Source organism: Streptococcus parasanguinis, assembly GCF_019929185.1.
Lineage (GTDB): Bacteria > Bacillota > Bacilli > Lactobacillales > Streptococcaceae > Streptococcus > Streptococcus parasanguinis_O.
On record NZ_JAHZPC010000002.1, the window covers coordinates 150,127 to 175,849 of the forward strand.

24 protein-coding genes are annotated in these 25,723 nt (G+C 40.3%); 11 read left to right on the forward strand and 13 right to left on the reverse strand.

The window, feature by feature from the left end:
* Positions 1–103 precede the first annotated feature (103 nt).
* On the reverse strand, positions 104–487 hold the full coding sequence (locus K1I56_RS02130) for a YwiB family protein (RefSeq protein WP_003008038.1): 384 nt from the start codon (positions 485–487) through the stop codon (positions 104–106).
* 115 nt (positions 488–602) lie between these two features.
* On the opposite strand from K1I56_RS02130, the gene K1I56_RS02135 reads away from it, so the two are divergent.
* The 4 genes from K1I56_RS02135 to K1I56_RS02150 are packed head-to-tail and all read left to right on the forward strand — an operon-like array spanning position 603 to position 5,165.
* Positions 603–1,913, forward strand: a complete 1,311-nt coding sequence (locus K1I56_RS02135) for an HD domain-containing protein (protein WP_195529114.1) — start codon at positions 603–605, stop codon at positions 1,911–1,913.
* Positions 1,903–2,709, forward strand: coding sequence for a sugar-phosphatase (yidA, locus tag K1I56_RS02140; RefSeq protein WP_223325051.1), 807 nt, complete (start codon positions 1,903–1,905; stop codon positions 2,707–2,709). Before K1I56_RS02135 ends, yidA begins: the two co-directional genes overlap by 11 nt.
* A 3-nt stretch (positions 2,710–2,712) precedes the next feature.
* A complete protein-coding gene (locus K1I56_RS02145; RefSeq protein ID WP_223325053.1) occupies positions 2,713–3,924 on the forward strand; it encodes an aminoacyltransferase in 1,212 nt (403 codons plus the stop codon).
* A gap of 5 nt (positions 3,925–3,929) precedes the next feature.
* Positions 3,930–5,165, forward strand: coding sequence for an aminoacyltransferase (locus K1I56_RS02150; RefSeq protein WP_223325055.1), 1,236 nt, complete (start codon positions 3,930–3,932; stop codon positions 5,163–5,165).
* A gap of 74 nt (positions 5,166–5,239) precedes the next feature.
* Here the strand turns inward: K1I56_RS02150 and tpiA are convergent, their stop codons facing one another.
* From tpiA to ftsW, 4 genes are all read right to left on the reverse strand, one after another.
* Positions 5,240–5,998, reverse strand: coding sequence for a triose-phosphate isomerase (gene tpiA, locus K1I56_RS02155; RefSeq protein WP_003002560.1), 759 nt, complete (start codon positions 5,996–5,998; stop codon positions 5,240–5,242).
* A gap of 164 nt (positions 5,999–6,162) precedes the next feature.
* Positions 6,163–7,359 carry an elongation factor Tu gene (tuf, locus tag K1I56_RS02160; RefSeq protein WP_003008055.1) on the reverse strand — a complete coding sequence of 399 codons (1,197 nt, stop codon included), beginning with the start codon at positions 7,357–7,359 and terminating at the stop codon, positions 6,163–6,165.
* A gap of 279 nt (positions 7,360–7,638) precedes the next feature.
* Complete coding sequence (ppc, locus tag K1I56_RS02165; RefSeq protein WP_223325057.1) at positions 7,639–10,464, reverse strand: phosphoenolpyruvate carboxylase; 2,826 nt, start codon at positions 10,462–10,464, stop codon at positions 7,639–7,641.
* 38 nt (positions 10,465–10,502) lie between these two features.
* On the reverse strand, positions 10,503–11,744 hold the full coding sequence (ftsW, locus tag K1I56_RS02170; protein ID WP_223325058.1) for a cell division peptidoglycan polymerase FtsW: 1,242 nt from the start codon (positions 11,742–11,744) through the stop codon (positions 10,503–10,505).
* 248 nt (positions 11,745–11,992) lie between these two features.
* Here ftsW and K1I56_RS02175 point away from each other — a divergent pair, with 248 nt between their 5' ends.
* The 3 genes from K1I56_RS02175 to K1I56_RS02185 all read left to right on the forward strand — a co-directional run bounded on the left by K1I56_RS02175 (position 11,993) and on the right by K1I56_RS02185 (position 14,128).
* Positions 11,993–12,868: a GH25 family lysozyme gene (locus K1I56_RS02175; protein ID WP_223325066.1), complete on the forward strand. Its 876-nt coding sequence runs from the start codon at positions 11,993–11,995 to the stop codon at positions 12,866–12,868.
* Between the two features lie 140 nt (positions 12,869–13,008).
* Positions 13,009–13,482 (forward strand): aminoacyl-tRNA deacylase, encoded by a 474-nt coding sequence (locus K1I56_RS02180; RefSeq protein ID WP_049497416.1) that lies wholly within the window; start codon positions 13,009–13,011, stop codon positions 13,480–13,482.
* 22 nt (positions 13,483–13,504) lie between these two features.
* Positions 13,505–14,128, forward strand: coding sequence for a histidine phosphatase family protein (locus tag K1I56_RS02185; protein ID WP_223325068.1), 624 nt, complete (start codon positions 13,505–13,507; stop codon positions 14,126–14,128).
* A gap of 36 nt (positions 14,129–14,164) precedes the next feature.
* On the opposite strand, the gene lysS is transcribed toward K1I56_RS02185, so the two are convergent.
* From lysS to K1I56_RS02205, 4 genes are all read right to left on the reverse strand, one after another.
* Positions 14,165–15,655 carry a lysine--tRNA ligase gene (gene lysS, locus K1I56_RS02190; protein WP_070588811.1) on the reverse strand — a complete coding sequence of 497 codons (1,491 nt, stop codon included), beginning with the start codon at positions 15,653–15,655 and terminating at the stop codon, positions 14,165–14,167.
* A gap of 269 nt (positions 15,656–15,924) precedes the next feature.
* The gene (locus tag K1I56_RS02195; RefSeq protein ID WP_223325070.1) at positions 15,925–17,268 is read right to left on the reverse strand and encodes an ABC transporter permease; all 1,344 of its coding nucleotides are present in this window, start codon (positions 17,266–17,268) and stop codon (positions 15,925–15,927) included.
* Positions 17,268–17,963 carry an ABC transporter ATP-binding protein gene (locus K1I56_RS02200; RefSeq protein ID WP_223325072.1) on the reverse strand — a complete coding sequence of 232 codons (696 nt, stop codon included), beginning with the start codon at positions 17,961–17,963 and terminating at the stop codon, positions 17,268–17,270. Before K1I56_RS02200 ends, K1I56_RS02195 begins: the two co-directional genes overlap by 1 nt.
* Positions 17,947–19,104, reverse strand: coding sequence for an efflux RND transporter periplasmic adaptor subunit (locus tag K1I56_RS02205; protein WP_223325073.1), 1,158 nt, complete (start codon positions 19,102–19,104; stop codon positions 17,947–17,949). The genes K1I56_RS02200 and K1I56_RS02205 overlap by 17 nt, the downstream gene beginning before the upstream one ends.
* 179 nt (positions 19,105–19,283) lie before the next feature.
* On the opposite strand from K1I56_RS02205, the gene gorA reads away from it, so the two are divergent.
* Positions 19,284–20,633 carry a glutathione-disulfide reductase gene (gorA, locus tag K1I56_RS02210; RefSeq protein WP_223325075.1) on the forward strand — a complete coding sequence of 450 codons (1,350 nt, stop codon included), beginning with the start codon at positions 19,284–19,286 and terminating at the stop codon, positions 20,631–20,633.
* A 43-nt stretch (positions 20,634–20,676) separates the two neighbouring features.
* Here gorA and K1I56_RS02215 read toward each other — a convergent pair whose 3' ends face one another.
* From K1I56_RS02215 to K1I56_RS02225, 3 genes are all read right to left on the reverse strand, one after another.
* Positions 20,677–21,408 carry a cyclase family protein gene (locus tag K1I56_RS02215; protein ID WP_013903883.1) on the reverse strand — a complete coding sequence of 244 codons (732 nt, stop codon included), beginning with the start codon at positions 21,406–21,408 and terminating at the stop codon, positions 20,677–20,679.
* 12 nt (positions 21,409–21,420) lie between these two features.
* Positions 21,421–22,563, reverse strand: a complete 1,143-nt coding sequence (locus tag K1I56_RS02220; RefSeq protein WP_021153584.1) for a 5-methyltetrahydropteroyltriglutamate--homocysteine S-methyltransferase — start codon at positions 22,561–22,563, stop codon at positions 21,421–21,423.
* Positions 22,564–22,724: 161 nt separating this feature from the next.
* Complete coding sequence (locus tag K1I56_RS02225; RefSeq protein ID WP_223325078.1) at positions 22,725–22,937, reverse strand: YdbC family protein; 213 nt, start codon at positions 22,935–22,937, stop codon at positions 22,725–22,727.
* A 90-nt stretch (positions 22,938–23,027) separates the two neighbouring features.
* Between K1I56_RS02225 and K1I56_RS02230 the strand changes: the two genes are divergently transcribed.
* Positions 23,028–23,360: a hypothetical protein gene (locus tag K1I56_RS02230; protein ID WP_003008097.1), complete on the forward strand. Its 333-nt coding sequence runs from the start codon at positions 23,028–23,030 to the stop codon at positions 23,358–23,360.
* A 263-nt stretch (positions 23,361–23,623) separates the two neighbouring features.
* Here K1I56_RS02230 and K1I56_RS02235 read toward each other — a convergent pair whose 3' ends face one another.
* The gene (locus K1I56_RS02235) at positions 23,624–23,953 is read right to left on the reverse strand and encodes a winged helix-turn-helix transcriptional regulator (protein ID WP_013903886.1); all 330 of its coding nucleotides are present in this window, start codon (positions 23,951–23,953) and stop codon (positions 23,624–23,626) included.
* A 102-nt stretch (positions 23,954–24,055) separates the two neighbouring features.
* Here K1I56_RS02235 and K1I56_RS02240 point away from each other — a divergent pair, with 102 nt between their 5' ends.
* On the forward strand, positions 24,056–24,181 hold the full coding sequence (locus tag K1I56_RS02240) for a 3-hydroxyacyl-ACP dehydratase (protein ID WP_013903887.1): 126 nt from the start codon (positions 24,056–24,058) through the stop codon (positions 24,179–24,181).
* A 40-nt stretch (positions 24,182–24,221) separates the two neighbouring features.
* Entirely contained in the window at positions 24,222–25,592 is a 1,371-nt protein-coding gene (locus K1I56_RS02245; RefSeq protein WP_150906377.1) for an MFS transporter, read from the forward strand.
* Positions 25,593–25,723 lie beyond the last annotated feature (131 nt).

Sequence of the window (25,723 nt, forward strand, 5' to 3'; positions counted from 1 at the left end):
TGACGACACTATCGCGGAAAACCGCCAGCTACTCCCTTGAGTGGTTTTATTATACCATTTTTATAGAATAAAGCAAGCGGGATCTCTAATAATTTAATGAGGTCTATTCTTCCCATTCTACTAGTAATTGATAATTGGCAAATTCCTGTTCTCCATCGAGAGTTAACAAGCGATAAGAGACTTGCAAATGACCTGCTTCTAATTGAAAGAGGTCTGTTGTAATCAAAAACTGCTGAATGCCCATCGGAGTTGGGATGATTGCCCCACCATCTTCATTTTTGTAGAAACGCATGATGGATTTAGGACTTGAGAATCGTGTCATGACCAATTCATCATTGGAAAATTTCAAAGCAACCTTTTCATCTTCTTCATTGGTATACAAGAGATATTGAAAACCTGCTTTTTCCTTCCATTCACCTTGATAGTACTGATCAACGATTTCCATTTCTTCTCCAAATCGAATGGTATTTTGAATGCGAATCTGCATCTTTGTCTCCTTCTCTTCTTTTATTGCCTTACTATTCTATCAAATTTTACGCATTTTGACTGCCCCTATTAGCCTCTAGATCGCAAAATAGGCTTTTTTTTGCTATAATAGACCCATGAATGAAAAAGTCTTTCGCGATCCCGTACATGATTACGTTCATGTGGATCATCCCATCATTTATCAATTAATTAATAGTAAAGAATTTCAACGACTACGCCGCATCAAACAACTGGGGACATCTGGTTTTACCTTCCACGGTGGGGAGCATAGTCGTTTTTCTCACTGTCTTGGCGCCTATGAAATTTCAAGACGCATCCTGTCCATTTTTGAGGAAAAGTATGCAGAGCAATGGAATTCTGATGAAAACTTACTGACCATGACAGCCGCTCTTCTTCATGACATTGGACATGGTGCCTATTCTCATACCTTCGAAGGACTGTTTGGGACCGATCATGAAAAGATGACCCAGCTGATCATCACCAGTCCAGAGACGGAGGTCAATCAAATCCTCTTACAAGTGGCTCCTGATTTCCCAAATCGTATAGCCAGCGTCATTGATCATACCTATCCCAATAAACAAGTGGTGCAATTAATTTCTAGTCAGATTGATGTGGACCGGATGGATTATTTACTGCGGGATGCCTATTTTACGGGTGCTTCCTATGGAAAATTTGACTTGACCCGTATTTTGCGCGTCATTCGACCGATTGAAAATGGCATTGCCTTCCAACAAAATGGCATGCACGCTGTCGAGGATTACGTGGTCAGCCGTTACCAAATGTATATGCAGGTCTACTTCCACCCGGCTACTCGTGCCATGGAAGTCCTCCTTCAAAATCTTCTCAAACGAGCTAGAACCATTTATCCAGATCAGAAAGAGTATTTTCAACTGACTTCACCTCGCTTGATTCCATTTTTTGAAGAAGAGGTCACCATTCAAGACTACCTTAATCTAGATGACGGTGTGATGAATACCTATTTCCAAGTCTGGATGGATAGTCCGGATACCATCTTGTCTGATCTTGCTCAGCGATATATTAATCGGAAAGTCTTTAAATCGATTCTATTTACAGAAGATAAACGAAAAGACTTAGCAATCCTTGAAAAACTGATTAAAGAGGTTGGCTTTAATCCAACCTACTACACCGCTATTCATCAAAATTTCGATCTGCCCTACGATATTTATCGACCAGAGCTTGAAAAACCGCGTACCCAGATCGAAATGATCCGAAAAGATGGGAGTCTCGCTGAATTGTCTCAGTTGTCTCCACTCGTCGCTGCTTTAGCAGGAACTCGCTATGGGGACAACCGCTTCTATTTCCCAAAAGAAATGCTGGAGGTTAATGGACTTTTCAGTAAGCAAGTAGAGGAATTCACTTCTTACATTACCAATGATTATTTTACAGGAGAGACGGATGTCCATTAAATTAGTGGCGATCGATATCGACGGTACACTTCTCAATTCAAAAAAAGAGATCACACCTTCTGTATTTGAAGCCATTCAAGACGCTAAAGCCGCAGGCGTTAAAATCGTGATCACAACCGGTCGTCCTATCGCAGGGGTCTCAAAACTTCTAAAAGAACTCCATTTGATGGATCCTGGAGACTATGTCATTACCTTTAATGGCGGTCTGGTCCAAGAAACCGCTACTGGAAAAGAACTCATCAAAGACCTTTTACATTATGAGGACTATCTCGATATCGAGTCTCTTGCTAACAAACTCCAAATCCACTCTCATGCCATTACAAAAGATGGCATCTATACCAGCAATCGAGATATTGGACGCTACACCATTCATGAATCTCAACTGGTCAATATGCCCCTTTATTACCGGACGCCTGAAGAAGTTCGTGAGAAAGAATTTGTCAAGGCCATGTATATCGATGAACCAGACATTCTGGATGCTGCGATTGCAAAAATCCCTAAAGAATTCGAGGATCGCTTCACGATGGTCAAATCAGCTCCTTTTTATTTAGAAATTCTAGGAAAAACGACCAATAAGGGAGCTGCCCTTCTTCATCTAGCTGAACGACTTGGAATCCAGCAAGAAGAAACCATGGCCATCGGAGATGAGGAAAATGACCGTTCCATGCTAGAAGTCGTGGGACATGCCGTCGTTATGGAGAATGGCAATCCAGCTCTTAAAAAAATTGCTACAAGTATTACCAAATCAAATGATGAATCTGGCGTTGCATACGCCATTAGAAAGTGGGTATTATAAGAAATGTACCATTACCAGCTAGGAATTTCTGCTAGTGAGCATGATGACTTTGTTATTCAGAGTGACCAAACCAATCTCTTACAAAGCAGCTCATGGGCAAAAATCAAAGATAATTGGGGAAATGAACGGGTTGGTTTTTATCAAGAAGACCAATTAGTCGCTGTTGCGAGCATCTTGATTCAACCCCTGCCACTTGGCTTTTCCATGCTCTACATTCCTCGAGGCCCAATCATGGATTACCAGAACAAAGAGCTGGTTTCCTATGTGATCCAGTCCCTTAAAAAGATAGCCAAACAATACAAGGCCTTGTTTGTGAAATTTGATCCAAGTCTTTTCTTGAGTAAACACTTGATTGGACAAGAACAGACAGAAGCTCCTGCTGTGCAAGCGGTGATCGATACCCTAACAAGAGAAGGGATTGAATGGACTGGCCGAACCAGTGATATGGCAGAAAATATCCAACCACGCTTTCAAGCAAATATCCACAAAGAGTTTTTCACTGAGCAAGATCTTTCAAAATCTACTCGACAAGCCATCCGAACTGCTCGAAACAAAGGGATCCAAGTTCAATTTGGTGGGACTGAATTGTTAGAGGACTTTGCTTCTCTCATGAAAAAGACTGAGGCACGTAAAAGCATTCATTTGCGTGGAAAAGACTACTACGAAAAACTACTCACAACCTACCAAGGAAAATCCTACATTACTTTATCTACTCTAGATCTCGAGAAACGGAAAAGCTCCCTTATAAAAGATCTTGAAAAAAACAAGGCAGAGGCTGAAAAATTCACAGAAAAAACAAAGCCTGGCAAGGTTGAGAATAATCAAAAAGAAAAAGAACGTATAGAGGAAGAACTGCAATTTCTTGAGCAGCATCTCCAAGCAGGTAGACAGGTCGTTCCTTTATCTGGGACCTTAACCCTTGAATTCGGTGGGACGTCTGAAAATGTTTATGCAGGGATGGATGAAGAATTCCGCCGTTACCAACCTGCCATCCTCACCTGGTATGAAACTGCCCAACACGCTTTCGACCGTGGTGCTTCTTGGCAAAATATGGGGGGCATTGAAAATTCACTCGATGGTGGTCTCTATCATTTCAAATCAAAATTTAATCCTGTCATTGAAGAATTTGTTGGGGAATTCAACCTCCCAACCAGTCCACTCTATCCACTTGTAAACAAAGTCTACAAGATCCGGAAAAAATTAAGGAGTAAATAAGTTACATGACTCTTACGACAATTTCAAAAGAAGAATTTACCTCATTTGCAAATACTGTCTCCCATCGTTCCTTCATCCAGTCTGCTGAAATGGCATATCTGCTTGAAAAGCGAGGAAACACGGTCCAATTTATCGCTTGGAAACAAGAAGATCAATTCCAAGTGGCAGCAATCTTGTACAGTCTTCCTATGACAGGTGGTCTCCATATGGAAATCAATTCTGGCCCTCTTTACCAAGAGGAGGCTATGCTAGAACCCTTCTATGCAGCCTTAAAAGACTATGCGAAAGAAAATGGGGCTATTGAACTCGTTATCAAGCCCTATGATACCTATCAAACCTTTGACAGTGACGGCAATCCAACCAGTGAAGAGCAAACTCATTTTATGGATACCCTTAAAAACTTGGGCTATCAGCATGATGGTTTAACAACAGGTTATCCAGGCGGAGAAGGTGATTGGCACTATGTGAAAGATATGGAGGACATCACCGAAAAAAATCTTCTCAAGAGCTTTAGTAAAAAAGGAAAGCCACTTGTCAAAAAAGCCAAATCTTTCGGTATTGAACTGAAACGATTAAACCGGGATGAACTGCAACTCTTTAAGGATATTACTTCCTCCACTAGTGATCGTCGCGACTATCAGGATAAGACCTTGGATTATTACCAAACCTTCTATGATAGCTTTGGCGACAAGGCAGATTTCATGATCGCAACGCTGAACTTCCACCAATACTACACGAATCTTGAAAAAGACCAAGGAAAACTAGCTCAGAAGATTGAGAAATTACAGAAGGATCTTGAAGTAAATCCCAACTCAGAGAAAAAACAAAATCAACTTCGTGAATTTTCTAGTCAGTTTGATACCTTTGAAGTGAGAAAACAGGAAGCCAAAGAATATATTGAAAAATATGGAGACCAAGACGTCATTCTTGCAGGTAGCCTCTTCGTCTATATGCCACAAGAATCCACCTATTTATTCAGTGGCTCTTATACAGAATTTAATAAGTTCTATGCTCCTGCTGTTCTCCAAGAATATATGATGCTTGAAACCATCAAACGTGGTATCCCAAGATATAACTTCCTGGGTATTCAAGGAATCTTTGACGGGTCAGACGGTGTTCTTCGCTTCAAACAAAACTTCAATGGTTACATCGTCCGTAAGATGGGGACCTTCCGTTATTACCCAAATCCTCTGAAATACAAAATGATTTCTCTCATTAAGAAACTATTAGGACGTTCCTAACTCAAAAGACCAGCTTTGAAGCTGGTCTTTTCTACTATAAAAAAGACGAGAAACCTCTCGCCTTTTAGATGTCATTATTTAACAAAGTCAAGCAATGCCAAGAAGCTTTCTGGATCAAGTGATGCACCACCTACAAGAGCTCCATCAACGTCTGGACAAGCCATGTATTCAGCAACGTTTTCAGGTTTCACTGAACCACCGTATTGAACACGTACTTTGTCAGCCACTTCTTGACCAAAGTCAGCAGCTACAACGTCACGAACAACTTTACACATTTTTTGTGCGTCATCTTGTGAAGCCGATTTACCAGTACCGATCGCCCAGATTGGTTCGTATGCGATAACTGTTGAAGCGACTTGTTCTGCAGTCAACCCAGCAAGAGCAGCTGATACTTGAGCCCCTACGAATTCTGCTGCTTTACCAGCTTCGTAAGTTTCAAGGCTTTCACCACAACAGATGATTGGAAGCATACCGTTCGCAAAGATTGCTTTTGCTTTTTTGTTGATATCTTCATCAGTTTCATGGAAGTAGTCACGACGTTCTGAGTGACCGATAACAACGTAGTCAGTACCGATTTCTTTCAAAACTTGTGGGCTAGTTTCACCAGTGAAGGCACCAGCATTTTCAAAGTAAGTGTTTTGGGCAGCAACTTTAAGGTTTGAACCTTTAGCAGCAGCAAGAACAGTTGTCAAGTCAACTGCAGGAGCTGCGATACCAGCTTCAACAAGGTCAGCTGAAGGAAGTTTTGATGCTACAGCTTCAACGAATGCTTTTGCTTCTTCTGGATTTTTGTTCATTTTCCAGTTACCAGCGATAAATGGTTTACGTGACATTTCACATACCTCTTTTTTCTAATTTTATACTATCTATTTTACCATAATTTTCGTCATAATGAAAGGTTGCACAAGCTCATTTTACTTTTTACCAAAATAAAAACCCCGTCTTCACGGGGTTTTCTGTCTGTCTATATAATTGTTAATCTGGGAACTAGATCGAATTAAGCTTCGATTTCAGTAACCATACCTGAACCAACAGTACGTCCACCTTCACGGATTGAGAATGTAGTACCTTGTTCAACGGCGATTGGGTGGATCAACTCAACGTCGATAGTCACGTTATCACCAGGCATTACCATTTCAGTTCCAGCTGGAAGTTCGATAGATCCAGTTACGTCAGTTGTACGGAAGTAGAACTGTGGACGGTAGTTGTTGAAGAATGGAGTATGACGTCCACCTTCTTCTTTAGTAAGGATGTAAACTTCACCTTTGAATTTAGTGTGTGGGTTGATTGAACCTGGTTTAGCGATAACTTGTCCACGTTCGATTTCATCACGTTGGATACCACGAAGAAGCACACCAACGTTATCCCCTGCAAGACCTTCGTCAAGTTGTTTACGGAACATTTCAACACCAGTAACAACTGCTTTTTGGATTTCGTCTTTGATACCAACGATTTCGATTTCGTCGTTGACACGAACAACACCACGGTCGATACGTCCTGAAGCAACTGTACCACGTCCAGTGATTGAGAATACGTCTTCGACTGGAAGAAGCAATGGTTTGTCAGTATCGCGTTCTGGTTCTGGGATGTACTCATCAACAGTATCCATCAATTCCATGATGATGTCTTCATATTTAGAGTCGCCTTCAAGAGCTTTAAGAGCTGAACCTTGGATAACTGGAAGGTCATCACCTGGGAAATCGTATTCTGAAAGAAGGTCACGGATTTCCATTTCAACCAATTCAAGCAATTCTTCATCGTCAACCAAGTCAACTTTGTTCATGAAGACGATCAAGTGTTTAACACCAACCTGACGTGAAAGAAGGATGTGTTCACGTGTTTGTGGCATTGGTCCGTCAGTTGAAGCTACTACAAGGATAGCTCCGTCCATTTGAGCGGCACCAGTGATCATGTTTTTAACGTAGTCCGCGTGTCCTGGAGCGTCGATGTGAGCGTAGTGACGTTTAGCAGTTTCGTACTCAACGTGTGCAGTGTTGATGGTGATACCGCGTTCGCGTTCTTCTGGAGCAGCATCGATAGACGCATAGTCTTTAGGTTGGTTAACTGATGAAGGCAAGCGACGTGCCAAAACAGTTGTGATTGCTGCAGTTAGGGTAGTTTTACCGTGGTCAACGTGTCCGATTGTACCGATGTTAACGTGCGGTTTACTACGATCGTATTTTTCTTTTGCCATTTGAGTAAAAGCCTCCAATAAAATATATTTTATAGATAGACAGTAGGCAATACAGTCTAACTTTCCTTACTATTCTATCGAATTTTAGATAAAATTGCAAGCCTTTTACCTATATTTTCTTAATTATTCCTCTTCTTTTCTTTTATTTTATCATCTTGCTGAAAGATCCTGATCTAGCTTTGAAAATTCTCATTTAAAATCTGCTATTTAAGCCTTTATGTACCTTTTGCTCCTTTGGGTTCAGGGGATAAAAAAATCGGAACAGTCGTTCCGATTTATTTAACCTGAATTACGTAATCCTGTAGCCACCCCGTTGATGGTGATATGGATTAGCTTGTCTTGATCGGCTGGTAGTTGTCCAGTCCGTTGACGTCGAATCAATTCTAATTGAATATAGTTCAAAACGTTGAAGTACGGCATCCGATAATCCAAACTTTCTTTCAGATAAGGGTTCTCCGCGAGCAACTCGTCTTGTTCCTCAATCATCAAGATGATGTCCTTGGTCAATTGCCATTCATGTAAGATGATCTGATAGATATTGCGAACTTCTTCTTCTTCACACAATTGCGCGTACTCAAAGGCAATATCCATATTAGCTTTGGATAAGACCATGTCCACATTTGACAAGAGAGATTGGAAGAAAGGCCAGTTTTTATACATGTATCGAAGGGTTTCGATATTCTCAGGATCCTCATCGATAAATTCCTTAAAGCTAGAACCTACTCCATACCAACCAGGGAACATCACCCGACTTTGTGACCAAGAGAAGACCCAAGGAATAGCACGCAAACCACCAATTTCTGTAATGGTCTTACGAGCAGCTGGACGTGAACCAATATTAAAACTTGAAATTGCTTTGATCGGACTTGATTCAAAGAAGTAATCATAGAAGTGCTCATTTCCAAAGACCAAATCACGATAGATATCGTAACTGCGATTCACGACTTTATCCATGACTTCCCCGAAACGATCAAACATAGAAAATGGACTCTTTTGTTCGGCAATCATTCGGTTAATGGTTGCAGAAACTAGCATTTCAAGGTTGTAGTAGGCAGCATCTTTATTTCCATATTTATTGCCGATCACTTCCCCTTGCTCAGTTAAGCGGATACGGTCATTAATGGATTTCAATGGTTGAGAAGTGATGGCTTCATAAGTAGGACCTCCACCACGACCAACAGTACCACCACGACCATGGAAGAAGGTAATCTTCACTCCAAACTCGTCTCCGATAGCGGTCAATTGTTGTTGGGCTTTAAAGAGGGTCCAACAAGAAGACAAGTATCCACCATCTTTGTTGGAATCAGAGTAACCTAACATAATCTCTTGGTAGTTGTTCTTAGAAGCAATCCAACGTTTGGCAATTGGAAGAGACAAGTAACTTCTCATGGTTTCTTCTGAATGATCCAAATCTTCGATCGTTTCAAACAACGGTACGATTTGCACACGAGCTTTTTCCGTATCGACTAAGCCCACTTCTTTCAACATCACAGCCAATTCCAACATATCTGACACACTGGTTGCATGAGAAATGATGTTTTGACGAATGACTTCTTCTCCTAAACGATCCTTCAATTCACGGGCCGTTTGGAAAATCGCTAATTCTTTTTCAAGCAGTTCAGATTTTTCAGCATGAGTTGCTGATAAAATACGTGGATCTTCTAAAAGTTCTTTCAAGAGAACTTGACACTTTTCATCCTCTGATAAATCAGAATAATGGTCATTAATTCCAGCTGATTTCAGCAATTCTGCCACACAGGCTTCATGCACACTCGAATCCTGGCGCATATCAATAGAGGCCAGATAGAATCCAAAAACATTGATGGCTTCTAGAAGTTCTGCAAACTCACCAGAAATTAAATACTCTGATTTGTTTTCTAACAAGGAATCTTTGATCTTTTCAAGGTCTTCTTTAAATTCTTGAGCTGATGCATAAGCTGGAGCTTCTTTCTCAGAAATTTTCTTTAGAGCTCCAGAGATACGATTGCCAATATAATCAGAAACTGGCCCTTGTTGATGAGCATTTGCTCCTAATAACCTCTCGACAGCATAACGATCTTCTCTGGTTTCTCCCACCATCGTCCATTCTTTTAAATTGACCAAGGTTTGGATCAATTTTGATTGGATATAGTGGAAAGCCCGACGGTAAGGTTCTTTTTCACGAAAGACGGAGGTATCACTTGATAGGGCAGCCATTTCAGCTACTGCTTCACTTGTTTTAGAAAGACTAGTTGAAAGGGAGAAATGACGGTATAATTTAGAAATCTTTTCGATGTAATAGTTCAAAATGACTTCACTTTGAATGGTTGCTGAACGTTTCAAGGTCTCAGCAGTTACAAACGGATTTCCGTCCCGGTCTCCCCCAATCCACATGCCCATTGTAATCGGACGTGGTTGTTCAAGCTCTAACCCATGTTCTTTTGCCAAGCGTTTGTATTCCAACATTAGGTTTGGAACAGCTTGTAAGAAAGAACTATTGTAATATTCCATGACGTTGGTGATCTCATTGGTAACCTTCAATTTTTTGTCACGAATCATATCCGTTTGCATCATGATTTCGATATTACAACGAAGGTTGTTATACCACTTATTCTCATTCATTAAACCAGCTTTAACATCCCGATGCTGACGAAGAAGAGCGTGAATATGATTGGTTAAATCCAGCATGGTTTTTCGTTGCACTTGAGTTGGATGGGCTGTTAAAACAGGTACAATATTGAGATTTTCAAGAATTTCTTGTGCATCTTCATTTTTCGCAACTTCTTTGATGGTTGAAGAAAGTTTTCCGAGGTATTCACCATCCACGTTATTCAAATGATTGATTTCATAGGCCAAATCGACATCTTCTGAGATGTTAATCAAGAGTGGCAAAATGGCAAAATAACGTGAAATCACTGTCATTTCTTCATTTGTCAATTGTTCCACTATTTGATTCAACTCACGATAGTTCTGTGTTTTTGATAGATCCTTCAACTGCCTAATTTTATCAAAGGTTTCCGGACGAACCAAATTTTTCGTAATATCATCTAATAAATTGGTTAAGATTTCGGCTTCTTCTTTGATAATATCTTTATTTGTGAAGTTCTCTAATTTTTGTAAGACCATTTTTTCTCCTTTTTGAATAGCCATTCAACAATTCCCTTTTAATAATAAGGTTTGATTTTACCTTTTTCTTCAAAAACCATGCCTTCTTGTTCCATCTTAGCCCGTTTTTCACTAGCATCGATATTCAAAACGAAAGCAATCGCTACGGATAAGACCCATAAGCTATTTCCCCCTTGGGATAAGAAGGGGAAGGTCACTCCTGTAGACGGAATCAAACCAGAAATTCCTCCGATGTTAATGAAGGTTTGCACTAAGATCATCCCACCGATCCCAATGGCCATCATCGAATTAAAAGGATTCTTTGCTCGAATACCGACTAAAATGATCCGAAGAATTAAGAAGAATAGGAGAGCAAGGATCAAGCTAGCTCCAACAAAACCTAATTCTTCAATCACGATGGCAAACACAAAGTCTGTGTGCGCTTCTGGTAAGTAACCTTGTTTTTCAATGGAATTTCCTAGCCCCAAGCCAAACCAACCACCGTTACTCATGGCATAGTAAGAATTAGCTAATTGGTGACCTGCGCCAGACAAGTCATTAAAGGGGTTAAAGAAGGCACTAAAACGTTTGGCTACATAACCAAAGACTGGAATTTTAGCGACACGGTCCACACCGATGATCCATATTGAACCAAGGACAATGGTAGATGCTCCAACAACTAAACCAAGTAAAGAGGTAAACCAACGGTAGCCCACTCCACTAGCCGTAATCATAATCAAGACCGTCAAGGCCAAGATCGTCGCATTTCCCAAGTCCGGCATAATCACAACGATTCCAATCAGAATCAAGGTCAGCCAACGCCAGTCGTTTAAATTCCTTGGGATCCATTCATTGTGGGTCAAGGCTTGATAATCATAATCGCGTATCTCGTCTTGTCGTTTAGAAAAGATCAAGGCAAGATACCAGACTAAGAGCACCTTGAGATATTCAGCTGGCTGGATACTAAACATCCCTGCAATCGTCAACCAACCGTGAGCACCGTTGACCGTATCTGTGATAAACCTAGACAAAATCAACAAAATCACTTCAGCAAAAATTACAACAGCCAGTACTTTTTTATTTCGAAGGAAATCTAAGCTAAATTTATAAATCAGGGCGATGGTTAGGAGACTAAGGATAAAAAAGAGTCCCTGTGTCCGGACCATCCGAATCGAACTCACTCCACTTTGAATTGCCAAGGCACTTGTTGTCGAATAGACAACAATCAAGCCAATGATGGATAAAATCAAATAGGGAATGAGGATGGAATAATTTAAAAGATGTCTTTTTTCAATTTTCATAATTCACCATATTCCTAATGTTCAACCTTCATTATATCATTTTTAAGAAGCAAAACCAAGGAAAGGCCAGAAAAGATTCGGCTTCTTCCCTATTTTCAAGAAATATTCTGATCATTCTTCTTATTTTCATATATTTTTATCCTTTTTCGATGAAAAGATTCCTTTTTTTTGAAAATAATAGCTGAAATCAGCATCTTTTAAGCATTAAGTTTTGCCTTTTCGTTTTTTTTACGGTAAAATGTTTCTGTATGAGAAAAAGGATAAAACCCGTTGTTCTCTTAGTCTTTTTTATCGGTATCATTTCTTTTCTCGTTCTTTCACGAACGATTGCCGATCTTCAAGCCAGAGAGCGACAAGAAACAACTAAAACCATTCCGAACTCCAATACACCTCGAAAAACAACTACTGCAAGCTCTTCTTCTAAAAAAGAAGAAGACATCAATCCAGAACTGGTTGGCCGCCCGATCATTGATATCTCAGGCTGGCAATTGCCTAGTGAAATTGATTACGATGTCCTCTCCCAAAATGTGGGAGGTGTGATCGTTCGTGTCCATAGTGGGGCTCAAGCTAAAAAGGAAAATGCAGCAACCTACTTAAATGGTCTGGATAAATCTTTTAAAACCCATATCCAAGAATTCCAAAAACGAAATATCCCTGTCGCAGTCTATGCTTATGTCGCTGCTAAGGATAAAAAAGAAATGGAAAAAGAAGCAGAGGAATTTTACAAGGCTGCTTCTCCTTACAAACCGACCTACTATTGGTTAGACGTTGAGGAAAAAACCATGAAGGATATGAACGCAGGTGTTGAAGCTTTCCGAGTAAAACTACAAGCTTTGGGTGCAAAAAATATTGGACTCTATATCGGAACTTACTTCATGGAAGAACATAGTATCTCCACTGATAAATTTACAGCTCTTTGGATTCCTACTTATGGATTTGATGATGGCTACTATAATGCCGCGCCAGATACCAACACGGAATACGACTTGCATCAATATACCTCTCAAGGGCAATTAAATGGATTCTCACATTACTTGGATCTCAACCAAATTGCTCCGACGCAAGACCAAGAAGCGATTTATCGGAAACTTTTCAAGGTACAAAAAGATAACTCTTCCTCATAGCCTTAAAACAGCAGATCAAGTGATCTTCACTTTTTCTGCTGTTTTCTATTTTTCAGGAGAAGGCAATATTGCCGCTATTATATGTTATAATGGTCTAATGAAATCTGATTTTGTAGAGAAAAAGAGAAAAGGAGAAAGCCATGGCAAAAAAAAATAAAGTAAAAAAAACCTTGGTCGAGCAGATCTTGACAAAAGCAAAAATTGAGCACGTAGGCCTACAAATCAACGCTTTAGAAGGGATCTTACCAGAAGGGATTGATCGCTCTACTATTTTCAAAACCCTAGCTCTCAAAGGAGATAAAACTGGGCCCGTGATTGGGATCATTCCTATTACGGAGCATCTTTCAGAGAAAAAATTGGCCAAATTATCGGGAAATAAGAAAGTGGCTATGATTCCTCAAAAGGATCTCGAAAAAACCACAGGTTATATTCATGGTGCCAATAATCCGGTGGGCATTCGTCAAAAGCATCCTTTCCCAATCTTTATCGATGAATCAGCCCTTCAGTTAGAGAGCATGATCGTATCTGCTGGGGAAATCGGCCATAGTATTCAAATCAAACCACAACTTCTAGCAGACTTCGTACAAGCGACTTTTGCAGATATTTTAGAATAATGACAAAGAAGGAGACAAGATTGTGAAACTATATTTTATACGACACGGACGGACAGAATGGAATGAAGAAGGACGTTTTCAGGGATCAAATGGCGATTCTCCGCTGTTACCAGCCTCTATTCATCAGCTTGAAAAATTAGGAAAGCACCTAGCTACTGTTCCTTTTGATGCAGCCTTTGCAAGTGATCTGCCACGAACAGTCCATACCGCACAGATCATCCTCGATCAATTGGAGACACCTCTAGAATTGCAAGCAACGCCTGCTCTTCGTGAGTGGAATTTGGGAAAATTGGAAGGAGCTAAAATTTCTACTATTTCAGCTATCTATCCCCAACAAATGGATGCCTTTCGCCATAACCTAGCTCGCTTTCAAAATGAAATTTTTGATGCAGAATCTGTCTATGAAACGACCAAACGTACCTGTGATTTTGTAAAAAGCCTGAAAGGAAAAGAGCTCGATACTGTTCTCATCGTTGGACATGGGGCTAATTTGACAGCTTCTATTCGAACCTTGCTTGGTTATGACACAGGAGAACTCCGCAAAAATGGCGGACTAGATAATGCCAGCGTGACGATTCTGACAACAGATGACTTTGAGCACTATCACTTAGACACTTGGAACGATACCTCTTATATGGAAGACTAAAAAACACTGATCTTGCGATCAGTGTTTTCTTTTAGCTTATTTCATAGTTGGGAAGAGTAGGACGTCGCGAATTGTTGTTACATTGGTCAACAACATAACGAGACGGTCAATACCAATTCCAAGTCCACCTGTTGGTGGCATACCATATTCAAGGGCTTCAACATAGTCATAGTCGATGCCTGTAGCTTCGTCATCTCCCAATTCTTTGGCACGCGCTTGCGCTTCGAACCGTTGTAATTGATCGATCGGATCATTCAATTCCGTGAAGGCATTGGCATACTCTTTGGTCATGATGAAGAGTTCGAAACGGTCAGTGAAGCGTGGATCTTCTGGATTTTTCTTAGCCAATGGAGATACTGCTACTGGGTGACCGTAAACAAAAGTTGGTTGTGTCAAGGTTTCTTCAACGAATTCTTCGAAGAAGGCATTGATAATTTGTCCCACTTCTGTGTAGTGTTTTTCAACTGGTACATGTTTTTCGTTTGCCAGTGCTACAGCTTCTTCAAAGGTCATGTCTTGCCAGAAGTCAACACCTGTGATTTCTTTGATCGCATCAACCATGTGAACCCGTTTGAATGGTTCATTGATTTTGATTTCTGTTCCTTGATAGTCAATTGGACCATCACCATGGACCGCTTTCGCAGCATGTTGGATAATGCCTTCTGTTAAGTCCATGATATCATGGAAGTCAGCGTAAGCTTGGTAGACTTCGATCGAAGTGAATTCAGGGTTGTGAGTAGCATCCATTCCTTCGTTACGGAAGATCCGTCCGATTTCATAAACGCGTTCCATCCCACCAACAATCAAACGTTTCAAGTGGAGCTCAGTCGCGATACGAAGCACCATATCAATGTTTTGTGCATTGTGGTGAGTGATAAATGGTTTGGCAGCCGCACCACCAGCTTCATTGTGAAGCACTGGTGTTTCCACTTCAAGGAATCCTTGACCATCTAAATAACGACGGATTTCAGAGATAATTTTTGAACGGGTTACAAAGCGTTCGAAGCTTTCACGGTTTGAAATCAAATCCAAATAACGTTTGCGATAGATGGTTTCAACATCTGAAAGTCCGTGGAATTTTTCAGGCAAGGGACGAAGGGCTTTTGACAAGTGAGTGATATGAGTTGCCTTAATCGAAAGTTCACCCATGTCTGTGCGCATGATTTCCCCTTCAACACCAAGGAAATCTCCAAGGTCTGCTTTTTTGAAGATTTCGTAGTTTTCTTCTCCAACTGCATCCTTACGAACGTAGATCTGAATTTGACCTTCACGGTCTTGAAGATGGGCAAAGCCTACCTTTCCTTTTCCACGTTTGGTTACGAGACGACCGGCAATAATTGCTGTTTCGTTCAATTCGTGGAGTTGTTCTTTATCTAATTCTGAATATTTTTCTTTTAATTGACCTGAATTTGCAGTGCGTTCGAATCGCTTCCCAAATGGATCAATTCCTTGTTCACGAAGGGCCGCCATTTTCTCACGACGGACAATCTGCTGGTCATTCAATTCTTCCATATGTTCAGTAGTCATTTGGAACCTCCTAAGTTATTCTCCCCTATTCTATCATATTTAGGCCAGAAATTCACTAATATTTACCAATTAAACAAAAATAAGGCTAGGTAAAATGTAACCTCTCGAAGCTATACTCAAATAATATCTGAAAACTGTCGTTGACTACCTAAATAGCTTGACCTGTATAATACGAGATGATTGAAAAATTTCGACAAGCTATTCCACAACAGCAGCAAAAAGGAGCGTGGAGAATCTTGAACCATTCATCCTGACACGCTCCTATTTTTTTATTCATAACGAAGGGCTTCGATCGGATTTAACTTAGAAGCCTTATTCGCTGGTAAAATTCCAAAGATGATGCCTACAAAAGCAGAGAAAATAATACTGCCGATGGCGACATTTAAGGAAATAATCGGTGGTCCTTCTAGGGAGGCTGCTGCGAGTGTAGTAATCAAGCTATTCACACCATAAGCAAGGCCAAGTCCAATCAGTCCACCAATGATGGTTAAGACCATCGACTCAATCAAAAATTGAACCAGAATCTTACCCCGAGTTGCTCCCAAAGCCTTGCGAAGACCAATTTCTCTCGTCCGCTCAGTGACAGAAACCAACATGATATTCATGACTCCAATGCCACCAACTAAGAGGGAAATCCCAGCAATGGCACCAATCACTGTCGTCATAATTCCTACTACTTTATTGGTTTCCTCTAGGATGCTATCCAAATTAAAGATTTGGAATTCTCCTTGGCGAACACCTGAAAGCTCCGTTAGCTTTTGAGCAGCTTCGATCCCAACAGATTTGATTTCTTTCACATTTGGAACATGAACGACAATGTTCTGAATCTCGTCTGTTCCAAATTCAGAAGCCAGCTGGGTATTGGCAATCAAGGCACTTCCACCTGAAGAAGCTCCATAGAGGGCTGTCCCTGCATTTGGATCCTTGAAAATTCCAACGACACGATAATTGTTGTCCCCAACAGAGACCACCTGATTCAGTGGATTCTCCGTTCCAAATAATTGTTGGGCCAATCCTTCATCAAGGAGCACCACCCGGGAGAAATTACTATAGTCTGAAGGGGTTAATTTTCGTCCAGATAAGAGCTCAACCTTTTTGACAGAAAAATAGGTTTCATTTACCCCTTGGATGTTCACACCGTCTGCTTTTTTCTTTTGAAAAGCAATGGTTGCATTGGAGGTATTGCTAACATAGTAACCATCGATGCCTTGAATCTTGGTTAATTCCTTAACCCAAGATTCTTGCACAACTGGTGGTGCTTCTTGGACTTGACCATCAACATCTTCAGCGTTTTCCCCATCGATATCCGATGGAGCAGCCATCCCTCGGTCTTCAGCTGCAGGGCCACTTTCGCCTCCGCCTTCTCCTTCTCCAGTATCATCAGAAGGGCCAATATTGATTCCTGTCACATAGCCACTCTTGTTGGGAGAATAAGAGATTTGTACATACTCTTGGTCCTTGGTGAAGGTTTTGGTGACACCAGCTTTCATACCATCTCCCAGAGCCATGATGACAACGACAGAAGCAACCCCAATAATGATCCCTACCATGGTCAAGAAAGACCGTAATTTATGGCTCATAATCGAGCTGATCGCAAATTTCCAATTTTGCATTAGGTCCTCCCTTCCAGCTTGCTATCCGAGGAAATCACTCCATCACGAATGACGATGCGACGATGGGCAAAAGCTGCAATTTCTGGCTCGTGTGTAACCATGATAATGGTTTTTCCTTCTTGGTTTAACTTGGTTAGCAAATCCATTATTTGCTCTCCCGTCTTTGTATCTAGTGCACCGGTTGGTTCATCTGCTAAGACGATGGCGGGCTGATTGACCAGGGCTCGGGCAATTGCCACCCGCTGTTTTTGACCCCCTGAGAGCTCTGAAGGCAAATGGTGCATGCGAGAATGGAGCTCTACCTTTTCAAGGTATTGCTCAGCTAATTCCTTCCGTTTAGCAGGATGAACTCCTGCATAAATGAGAGGGAGCTCTACATTTTGAAAAGCATTGAGCTTGGAGAGAAGAAAGAATTGTTGAAATACAAAACCGATCTGTTCATTTCGAACACGCGCTAATTTTTTCTCACTGAGATTTCCAACCTCCTGACCTTCTAGAAAATACTCTCCACTGGTCGGGCGATCCAACAGGCCAATGACGTTCATCAAGGTTGATTTTCCTGAACCAGACGGGCCCATAATGGCCACAAACTCGCCCTCTTCGACTTCTAAATCGATGTCTTTTAAGACACGAAGTTCCTGGTCTCCATTTCTATAGGTTTTATTGATTCCTTTTAGTTCAATCAATTTTGTCATATTTTCCGATCTCTTTTCCATCTTCCAGTTTCTCATTAGGATTCACAATAACTTGGGCATCTTTCTTCAAGCCTGACAAGATTTCCTGGTTTTCTGCATCGGCGTTACCAAGCGTCACTTTTACTTTCTTAGCCTTACCATTTTCGACCGTCCATACATAGCTCGTATCCCCATCAGCCATGACACTGGTCACGGGAACAAGGGGATGTTGGGTAGAACTTTTGACTTCAATATTGACAGAAAAGCCTTGTTTGAGTTCCCCAATGTCACTAGTAATATCTACTGTGAATGGGTACTTGGCTCCACCGCTTCCTTGTGTTCCACCTGCTGCATTGGTACCTGCTTGACCCGCGTCAGTCGGATAGTTGGCTACATAAGAAATCTTTCCTGTCCAGGTTTTATCCGGATAAACTTTAGAAGTGAGGACCACTTCCTGACCTTCAGAGATATTGGCCAAATTGTATTCAGACAATTCCCCTTTAACTTGTAAATTCCCGTTGCTCACAATGTGAACCAGAGTTTGGTTGGTCCCTGTAGTCGATTTTGAAACATCTTTATTGACTTCGACCACGGTACCATCTGTATTACTCCTAACTGTTGTCGCATCCAGAAGAGCTTTAGCCTTGTTCATATTATCGACCGCATCTGACTTGGCATCTCGTAAATCGCTAGCTTGAGAATCGACTGTTCGTTGGGTCTGCGAAGCTGATTTGGCATCTGCTTCTTCATCGCCTGTCGTATCAATGGTCACACCATTTGTCAGTAGATCATTTAACTGACGGTCTGCCTTATTGACAGCACGAACGGCTGCATCATAAGCGGTTTGGGCCTCCGTACTGCTATACTGAACAATTGGCTGACCGGCCGTTACTTGATCTCCTACATTGACCAAAATCGACTGCAAATCCCCTTTGGTTCCATCAAAATAGACATACTGCTCCTGGTTGGCAGTGACTTTCCCAGTTAACAAGACTGAAGAAGCGATCGAGCCATCCTTGACCGTTTGCACCATTGGAGTTTCTTTCGTGATTGCCTGATCAGGTGTACTTGGGTGCGAAAACATCATCACACTTCCTGTTCCAATCACCACAATTGCTGCACCTGCAGCTGTAAATAGTTGCCATTTTTTCAATTTCTTCATCGTTTTTCTCCATCAAAGAAAGCGTTTTATTCTATACCATAGTATACCATATTTCCTTACTTTTCTATCTAAAATTGACACGGCAAAATGAAATTTAAATGCTTGGTAACATGCTAAACCCTTGACTTTTGTAACAGTTGATATTACAATCAAACTGAAATCCCATTTAGGAGGAAAACATGAAAGAATTTGATATTATTTCAATCGGTGGAGGTAGTGGAGGAATCGCTACCATGAACCGGGCTGGGGAGCACGGAGCTCGAGCTGCTGTCATTGAAGAAAAACAATTGGGTGGTACCTGTGTCAACAGAGGATGTGTGCCTAAAAAAATTATGTGGTATGGTGCACAAATTGCAGAAGCTATTCGCGATTATGGACCAGACTATGGATTTACTTCTGAACAGACAAAATTTGATTTTGCAATCTTAAGAAAAAATCGCGAAGCCTATATCGATCGTTCTCGCAATTCCTATGATGGCAGTTTCAAACGCAACGGGGTTGAACGAATTGAAGGACGTGCTCGTTTTGTAGATGCTCATACGGTTGAGGTCAATGGAGAAACCATTAAGGCCAAGCATATCGTGATTGCGACCGGTGCCCATCCCTTTATTCCTTCTGTTCCTGGAGCTGAATTTGGCGAAACTTCTGATGATGTCTTTGCTTGGGAAGAATTGCCAAGTTCCGTTGCCATTATTGGGGCTGGCTACATCGCAGTGGAACTAGCCGGTGTGCTCCATGCCCTTGGTGTTCAAACCGATCTCTTCGTTCGCGGTGATCGTCCCTTAAGAAAGTTTGATTCCTACATTGTCGATGGCTTAATGGAAGAAATGGAAAAACAAAACCTTCCGCTTCACAAACATAAGGTTCCCATGAAGCTTGAAAAATTAGAAGACGGTCGTGTGAAGATTTATTTTGAGGATATGACCAGCCACGTGGCAGATCATGTTATCTGGGCAACAGGACGAAAACCAAACGTCCAGGATCTCAATCTAGAAGCTGCAGGCGTCACCTTAAATGAAAAAGGATTCATTGGAGTAGATGAATACCAGAATACAGTTATTCCAGGAATCTATGCTCTTGGGGATGTTACAGGAGAAAAAGAATTAACTCCTGTCGCTATTAAAGCTGGACGCACTCTTTCTGAACGACTATTCAATGGAAAAGTCAATGCCAAAATGGATTATACAAACATCCCAACCGTTGTCTTTTCTCACCCTGCTATTGGAACCGTTGGCCTAACGGAGGAAGAAGCACAGCAAACTTATGGTAAAGAGAATATCAAAGTCTATACTTCTCAATTTGCTTCCATGTACACCGCTGTTACCCAACACCGCCAGCAAGCAAAATTCAAACTCATCACTGCTGGTCACGAAGAAAGGGTAGTTGGCCTTCATGGTCTTGGCTACGGAGTCGATGAAATGATCCAAGGATTTGCAGTTGCTATCAAGATGGGAGCGACAAAAGCCGATTTCGACGCAACTGTCGCCATTCACCCAACCGGATCCGAAGAATTTGTGACAATGAGATAAAAAATAAGCTTGAAGTCCTTACACTTCAAGCTTATTTCTTTGTTTATGGTAAGATGGCAATGGCACGGACAGGTGAACCAGTTGCCTTGTCCCAGTGAGGGAAAGCAATCGAAATCAAAGCACCTACAGCTGGCACTTGGTCCAATTGGTTCAAGACTTCAACTTGGTAGATATTTTGTTCCAAGAGGTAGTATTCATTGACCAAGCCATGCTCTGCTGCTGGAATACCTGCATCGGTATCGAAGGTTTCATGACCCACAGCCTTGACATGGCGTTCATGAATCAAGAATTCCAAGGCTTCACGGCTCCATCCTGGACTTTGTTGAACCCCATTTTCATCTAGGTTACGCATAGCATCTTGATCTGGCCAACGTTTTGACCAATCACTACGGAAGGCAACAAAAGCACCCTCAACAATTTGTCCATGCTCTGCCTCAAAGTCTAAGATATCTTGTTTACTCAAGATAAAGTTTGGATTGGCAGCAACTTCTTTAGACTTGTCGATAACATAAAGTGGCAAGAGGAGATCTTTGAGGTCAATCTCATCCAACCAACGACCACCTTCTACAAAGTGAATCGGTGCATCAATATGCGTTCCGTATTGACCAACCACTGTAAATTTTTGAACATGGAAACCATCTTTTAATGTGAAAAGATCTTCTTGTTGCAAAGCAGGAAGGGCTGGGAAGTGTGGACTTTCCGCATTGATTTGGTGACTCAAGTCCACCCATTTTTTAGCTTGCAATTCTTTATAAATACTTAGTAAATCTGACATGTTTCTTCCTCCTTATTCGCCCCAAACTTCAGCGACAATTTCCTTAATCAAACCGATTTTTTTCCATTGGTCTTCTTCTGTCAAAATGTTTCCTTCTTCTGTCGAAGCAAAGCCACACTGAGTAGACAGGTAAAGATTTTCCAACGGTACATACTGACTCGCTTCTTTAATACGAGCAATCACTTCGTCCTTATTCTCCAGTTGACCACTCTTAGATGTCAAGAGGCCTAACACCACTCCTTTACCAGGGGTTACTTCTGCAAGTGGTTCAAAACCACCAGCCCGATCGGTATCAAACTCTAGGAAGTAAGCATTAACGGCTTCTTCTCCAAGGAGTTCTTTGGCAATCGGCGCATAGCCACCTGATGAAGCCCAAGTGGAATGGAAGTTCCCACGACAAACGTGCGTATTGACGGTCAAACCAGCTGGAACATTTTGGTAGACATCGTTGTTAAAGGTCAAGAAGAGATCAGCGAGTTCCCGGCGAACCTCATCTTTTGACTTGCCTTGAGCTGCTCCCCAAGCCGTCAAGAAATTATCATCTACCAAGACACCCCAAGTACAATCATCTACTTGAAGAGTCCGAAGACCTGCATCATACAAATCTTGAATCACTTGAAGATAGGCTTGCTTGATGTCTTCACGAACAGCCGCAAAATCAGGATAGATGGTATTCAATTGTTCTACATGTTCTGCATCACGGATCAATTCAAAATAGAATTGTGCAGGTGCTGGAATGGTATATTTAGCCTCTACACCATCTACATCTGCCACAAGATCCCGCAAGAACTTGTAATGCTCTACAAATGGATGATTGGCTCCTGTGATTTTTCCAACGACAAGCGCTGAGTCCGCCTTGGTTGTTTCATCATGGAATTGATAGCCTTGAGCAGCTTGGACATGATCAATGCCCCCAAAGCCCCAGAAGAAATCCAAATGCCAATAAGCTCGGCGGAATTCTCCATCAGTTACTGACTTCAGACCAGCGGCAATTTCTTTTTCAACGAGGTCACGAATCGCCTGATCTTCTACTTTTGTTAAGTCAGCCTGACTGATTTTTCCAGCTGCGAAATCTTCACGAGCCTGAACCAAAGTAGCTGGACGAAGAAATGAACCAACATGGTCTACGCGATAAGGTGCATGTGTATGTGTCAATATGATTCCCTCTTTCCTATAAGTTTTACATTAATTCATCAATGCAACCATTATAGCAGTCCAACACCTGATAAACAAGGGTTTGGGATAATCTAATATCTTTGATATCTATATAGCCTTAGACTATAACAAAAAAAGAAGTCCTTGAAGGACCCCTTTTCTTAATTTTTAAATGCATCGCGCATGACTTGGAACTCTTCGTTTGTGAGTGTAATGCCTTTCCCCATTTTTGTATGGTCGGGACTCCAGGTCCGGATATCATACTTAGCAGGAGCACCATTAAAACTCACACGGTTCAATTCTTTGGTCCAACCCTTGTCATTTTCTGACAAGACCAGCAAATGTTCTTCGATTTGGAATGAAAATTCTGCCATTTCACGACTCCTTTCTTGCCTTCTCATCTCTAATATTCGTAAATCATTTACAAAATCGTTTAAATTATCTATAATATATTGTATCAAGTTATGGAGAATTTAGCTATGAAAAAATTTCTCGAGATCGTTAAAGACCGAGCAAATGAATTTTTCAATGGAAAAGTCAGTACCCCTGCCCCATTAGAAGATGAGAGAATTATTGACATCATTCAACAAGCATTGCGAAAAAAACAAGGGGTACATGTTATTTTTTCAAATAAGAGTTTTACAGGCGACATTGTCAAGTATGACCAAGAACGCCGACAACTGATCGTGAAAAATTTTAAAAAGAGTATGTCCACGATTATTCGGATTTCTGAGATCCAGAAAATCAGTTTGGTCCCCAATAATATTCGCATCGCTCAACAAAAAGGAGAGGTTTAACCCTCTCTTTTATATTGAAAACAAACGTCATTTTTGGCGTTTGTTTTTATTACTTTTAATCTCATTTCTAAATTTATTAGAGTATCAAAAAAATTCTATCAAATTTTAACTTTAACTTTTGAACCTAGTAAAAAGTTAAAGTTCCAGTACATACTACTAGTATTGACGTTGCCTTGATTAAAAAGGTCACCAAATCTTTCATAATTACATTATCTATTTAAAGAAAAATATTAGTAATAAATTATGTAAATTCAATCTAATCTCTAATCACCATAAGTATGCTCCCATTTTTTCATTTCTTCAACGATACTTCTTAGAGCAATACCTTTTTTTGTCATTTTATATTCAACCTGTGGAGGCGATGTCGGTAAAACTTTTCTTGATAAAATACCTTCTTGCTCAAAATCATGTAATCGTTGAGCTAATATTCTAGGATTAATACCTTCTACACTACGCAAAAGACTACTATAATGTATATTACCATCAATAATTTCAGATAAGATCTCAAGAGTAAATTTACCTTTTAGTAAATTCAAGACCCTTCTTGCTGGACAAATTGATTTTTTCAAAGATTGCTTCTTGCAAGTCTCCATTCATTTCCTCCTTTTTTGATAGTTACTATACTTTTTTTCCCTTCTTGTTTCAGAAATTATTACATGATAAGCTAATTATATCATTTGAAAGGGGAAATTACTATGGATATTACAACTAAGTTTGACCGTATCAAAGATATTCTCGGTTGCGCTGATGGAAGATACTTTGGCACTGGATATACTCAAGTAAAATATTTTCAGAAAGTTAAATATATTGCTTTTGATTGATAAATGAAAATTGGTTTGATGAAATAACGGAGGAAGCTTGATGAAAAAAACAAATACAAAAGCGCCAGCTTATCTACTTTTTATTCTTTCACTAGGATACATTATGGCGGTCCTAGATACAACCGGAGTGGTTCTTGCTGTTCCCCATATTGAAACAGCTATGAGCGTCTCATTAGAGCAATCCATTTGGATTATTAACGCCTATACACTAGCTTTAGGCTCTTTACTCCTACTTTCAGGAAATCTAACAACAAAATATGGTGCTAAACGAATTTTATTATTTGGAATGACAATTTTTACACTTGCCTCATTTGGGTGCTCTTTTTCACCAAATATTGAAACATTAATCATACTTAGATTCGTTCAAGGTTTCGGTGCTTCTTTGTTTATGCCTAGTTCATTAGCACTTTTATTCATTTCATACCCTGATTCTACTAAAAGAGCACGTATGTTAGGAATTTGGACAGCAATTATTTCTGTTGCAACCGGTACTGGTTCTTTTATTGGTGGACTAATTATTAACTACTTCGGATGGAGGGGTATTTTCTTAATCAATATTCCATTGGGAATTTTGACAGTAATTTCAATATTACTTCTTGTGAAAAACAATATTGCCAATCCAAAGACTAGAATTGACATTTTCAGTAATATATTTCTTGTTGCAACTATCGGAAGTCTAGTTATTTACCTTGTTGAAGGGAATCAATATGGCTATAGTAACCTAAATCTTTTATTGTTTCTTCTCCTGTTTATATTATTTACTGTTGGTTTAGTAGTCCACGATAAAAAAAGTAAAGCACCTATTGTTCCCCACCAACTATTAAAAAATGCTAAGTTTATTGTCTCTAATCTGTTAGGTTTAGTAGTTAACATTTCATTATATGGTATTGTTTTGGTGCTAGGACTTTATTTTCAAACTTATTTAAACCTCTCCTCAATGGTTTCTGGACTCCTCATTCTACCAGGAATGATTGTCTTAATTATTGGTAATTTATTTTACGCACGTGCTGTAAAACGATTTTCCGTGGGAAGCCTCGCTACTGTCTCAATTATTTTTGCCATTGTAGGAGCAGCAGGAATTTTTGGAATTGGAGTCCTTTTTCATGAAATTCAACTATACATCCTAATCCCTTTATTTTCTTTAATGAGCCTTGGTATCGGAGTGTTAACTCCAGCAACTACTACCATTCTTATGGAAGCTGCTGGTCAAGAATTATCTGGAATTGCTGGTGCAACTTTAAACGCTAACAAACAAATTGGTGGACTTTTTGGTACAACAATTATGGGGATTCTAACTACTAATTTATCCCATAATTGGAATATGGTTATCGTTGTCGCATTTTTGGTTAACGTGATAATGTATATTGCTACTTGGTTAATTGCTAGTCGTTACCTTTATGGAAAAGAATAAAACCAAACAGAATGCATTCAATTAAAAGTTGATTATACAGATTGAAGAAAAAGTCCATTTTGACAATTTTCTTCAATCTTTTTTCATAATTATATAAAGAAAAAACTCTAAAGGAGAAGTTTTTCTAGTCC

What these genes read in the sequence shown, in the direction of transcription:
- K1I56_RS02130 (WP_003008038.1), bottom strand. Translation starts at nt 487, where the DNA reads ATGCAGATTCGCATTCAAAATACCATTCGATTTGGAGAAGAAATGGAA.
- K1I56_RS02135 (WP_195529114.1), top strand. Translation starts at nt 603, where the DNA reads ATGAATGAAAAAGTCTTTCGCGATCCCGTACATGATTACGTTCATGTG.
- yidA (WP_223325051.1), top strand. Translation starts at nt 1,903, where the DNA reads ATGTCCATTAAATTAGTGGCGATCGATATCGACGGTACACTTCTCAAT.
- K1I56_RS02145 (WP_223325053.1), top strand. Translation starts at nt 2,713, where the DNA reads ATGTACCATTACCAGCTAGGAATTTCTGCTAGTGAGCATGATGACTTT.
- K1I56_RS02150 (WP_223325055.1), top strand. Translation starts at nt 3,930, where the DNA reads ATGACTCTTACGACAATTTCAAAAGAAGAATTTACCTCATTTGCAAAT.
- tpiA (WP_003002560.1), bottom strand. Translation starts at nt 5,998, where the DNA reads ATGTCACGTAAACCATTTATCGCTGGTAACTGGAAAATGAACAAAAAT.
- tuf (WP_003008055.1), bottom strand. Translation starts at nt 7,359, where the DNA reads ATGGCAAAAGAAAAATACGATCGTAGTAAACCGCACGTTAACATCGGT.
- ppc (WP_223325057.1), bottom strand. Translation starts at nt 10,464, where the DNA reads ATGGTCTTACAAAAATTAGAGAACTTCACAAATAAAGATATTATCAAA.
- ftsW (WP_223325058.1), bottom strand. Translation starts at nt 11,744, where the DNA reads ATGAAAATTGAAAAAAGACATCTTTTAAATTATTCCATCCTCATTCCC.
- K1I56_RS02175 (WP_223325066.1), top strand. Translation starts at nt 11,993, where the DNA reads ATGAGAAAAAGGATAAAACCCGTTGTTCTCTTAGTCTTTTTTATCGGT.
- K1I56_RS02180 (WP_049497416.1), top strand. Translation starts at nt 13,009, where the DNA reads ATGGCAAAAAAAAATAAAGTAAAAAAAACCTTGGTCGAGCAGATCTTG.
- lysS (WP_070588811.1), bottom strand. Translation starts at nt 15,655, where the DNA reads ATGACTACTGAACATATGGAAGAATTGAATGACCAGCAGATTGTCCGT.
- K1I56_RS02195 (WP_223325070.1), bottom strand. Translation starts at nt 17,268, where the DNA reads ATGCAAAATTGGAAATTTGCGATCAGCTCGATTATGAGCCATAAATTA.
- K1I56_RS02200 (WP_223325072.1), bottom strand. Translation starts at nt 17,963, where the DNA reads ATGACAAAATTGATTGAACTAAAAGGAATCAATAAAACCTATAGAAAT.
- K1I56_RS02205 (WP_223325073.1), bottom strand. Translation starts at nt 19,104, where the DNA reads ATGAAGAAATTGAAAAAATGGCAACTATTTACAGCTGCAGGTGCAGCA.
- gorA (WP_223325075.1), top strand. Translation starts at nt 19,284, where the DNA reads ATGAAAGAATTTGATATTATTTCAATCGGTGGAGGTAGTGGAGGAATC.
- K1I56_RS02215 (WP_013903883.1), bottom strand. Translation starts at nt 21,408, where the DNA reads ATGTCAGATTTACTAAGTATTTATAAAGAATTGCAAGCTAAAAAATGG.
- K1I56_RS02225 (WP_223325078.1), bottom strand. Translation starts at nt 22,937, where the DNA reads ATGGCAGAATTTTCATTCCAAATCGAAGAACATTTGCTGGTCTTGTCA.
- K1I56_RS02230 (WP_003008097.1), top strand. Translation starts at nt 23,028, where the DNA reads ATGGAGAATTTAGCTATGAAAAAATTTCTCGAGATCGTTAAAGACCGA.
- K1I56_RS02235 (WP_013903886.1), bottom strand. Translation starts at nt 23,953, where the DNA reads ATGGAGACTTGCAAGAAGCAATCTTTGAAAAAATCAATTTGTCCAGCA.
- K1I56_RS02240 (WP_013903887.1), top strand. Translation starts at nt 24,056, where the DNA reads ATGGATATTACAACTAAGTTTGACCGTATCAAAGATATTCTCGGTTGC.
- K1I56_RS02245 (WP_150906377.1), top strand. Translation starts at nt 24,222, where the DNA reads ATGAAAAAAACAAATACAAAAGCGCCAGCTTATCTACTTTTTATTCTT.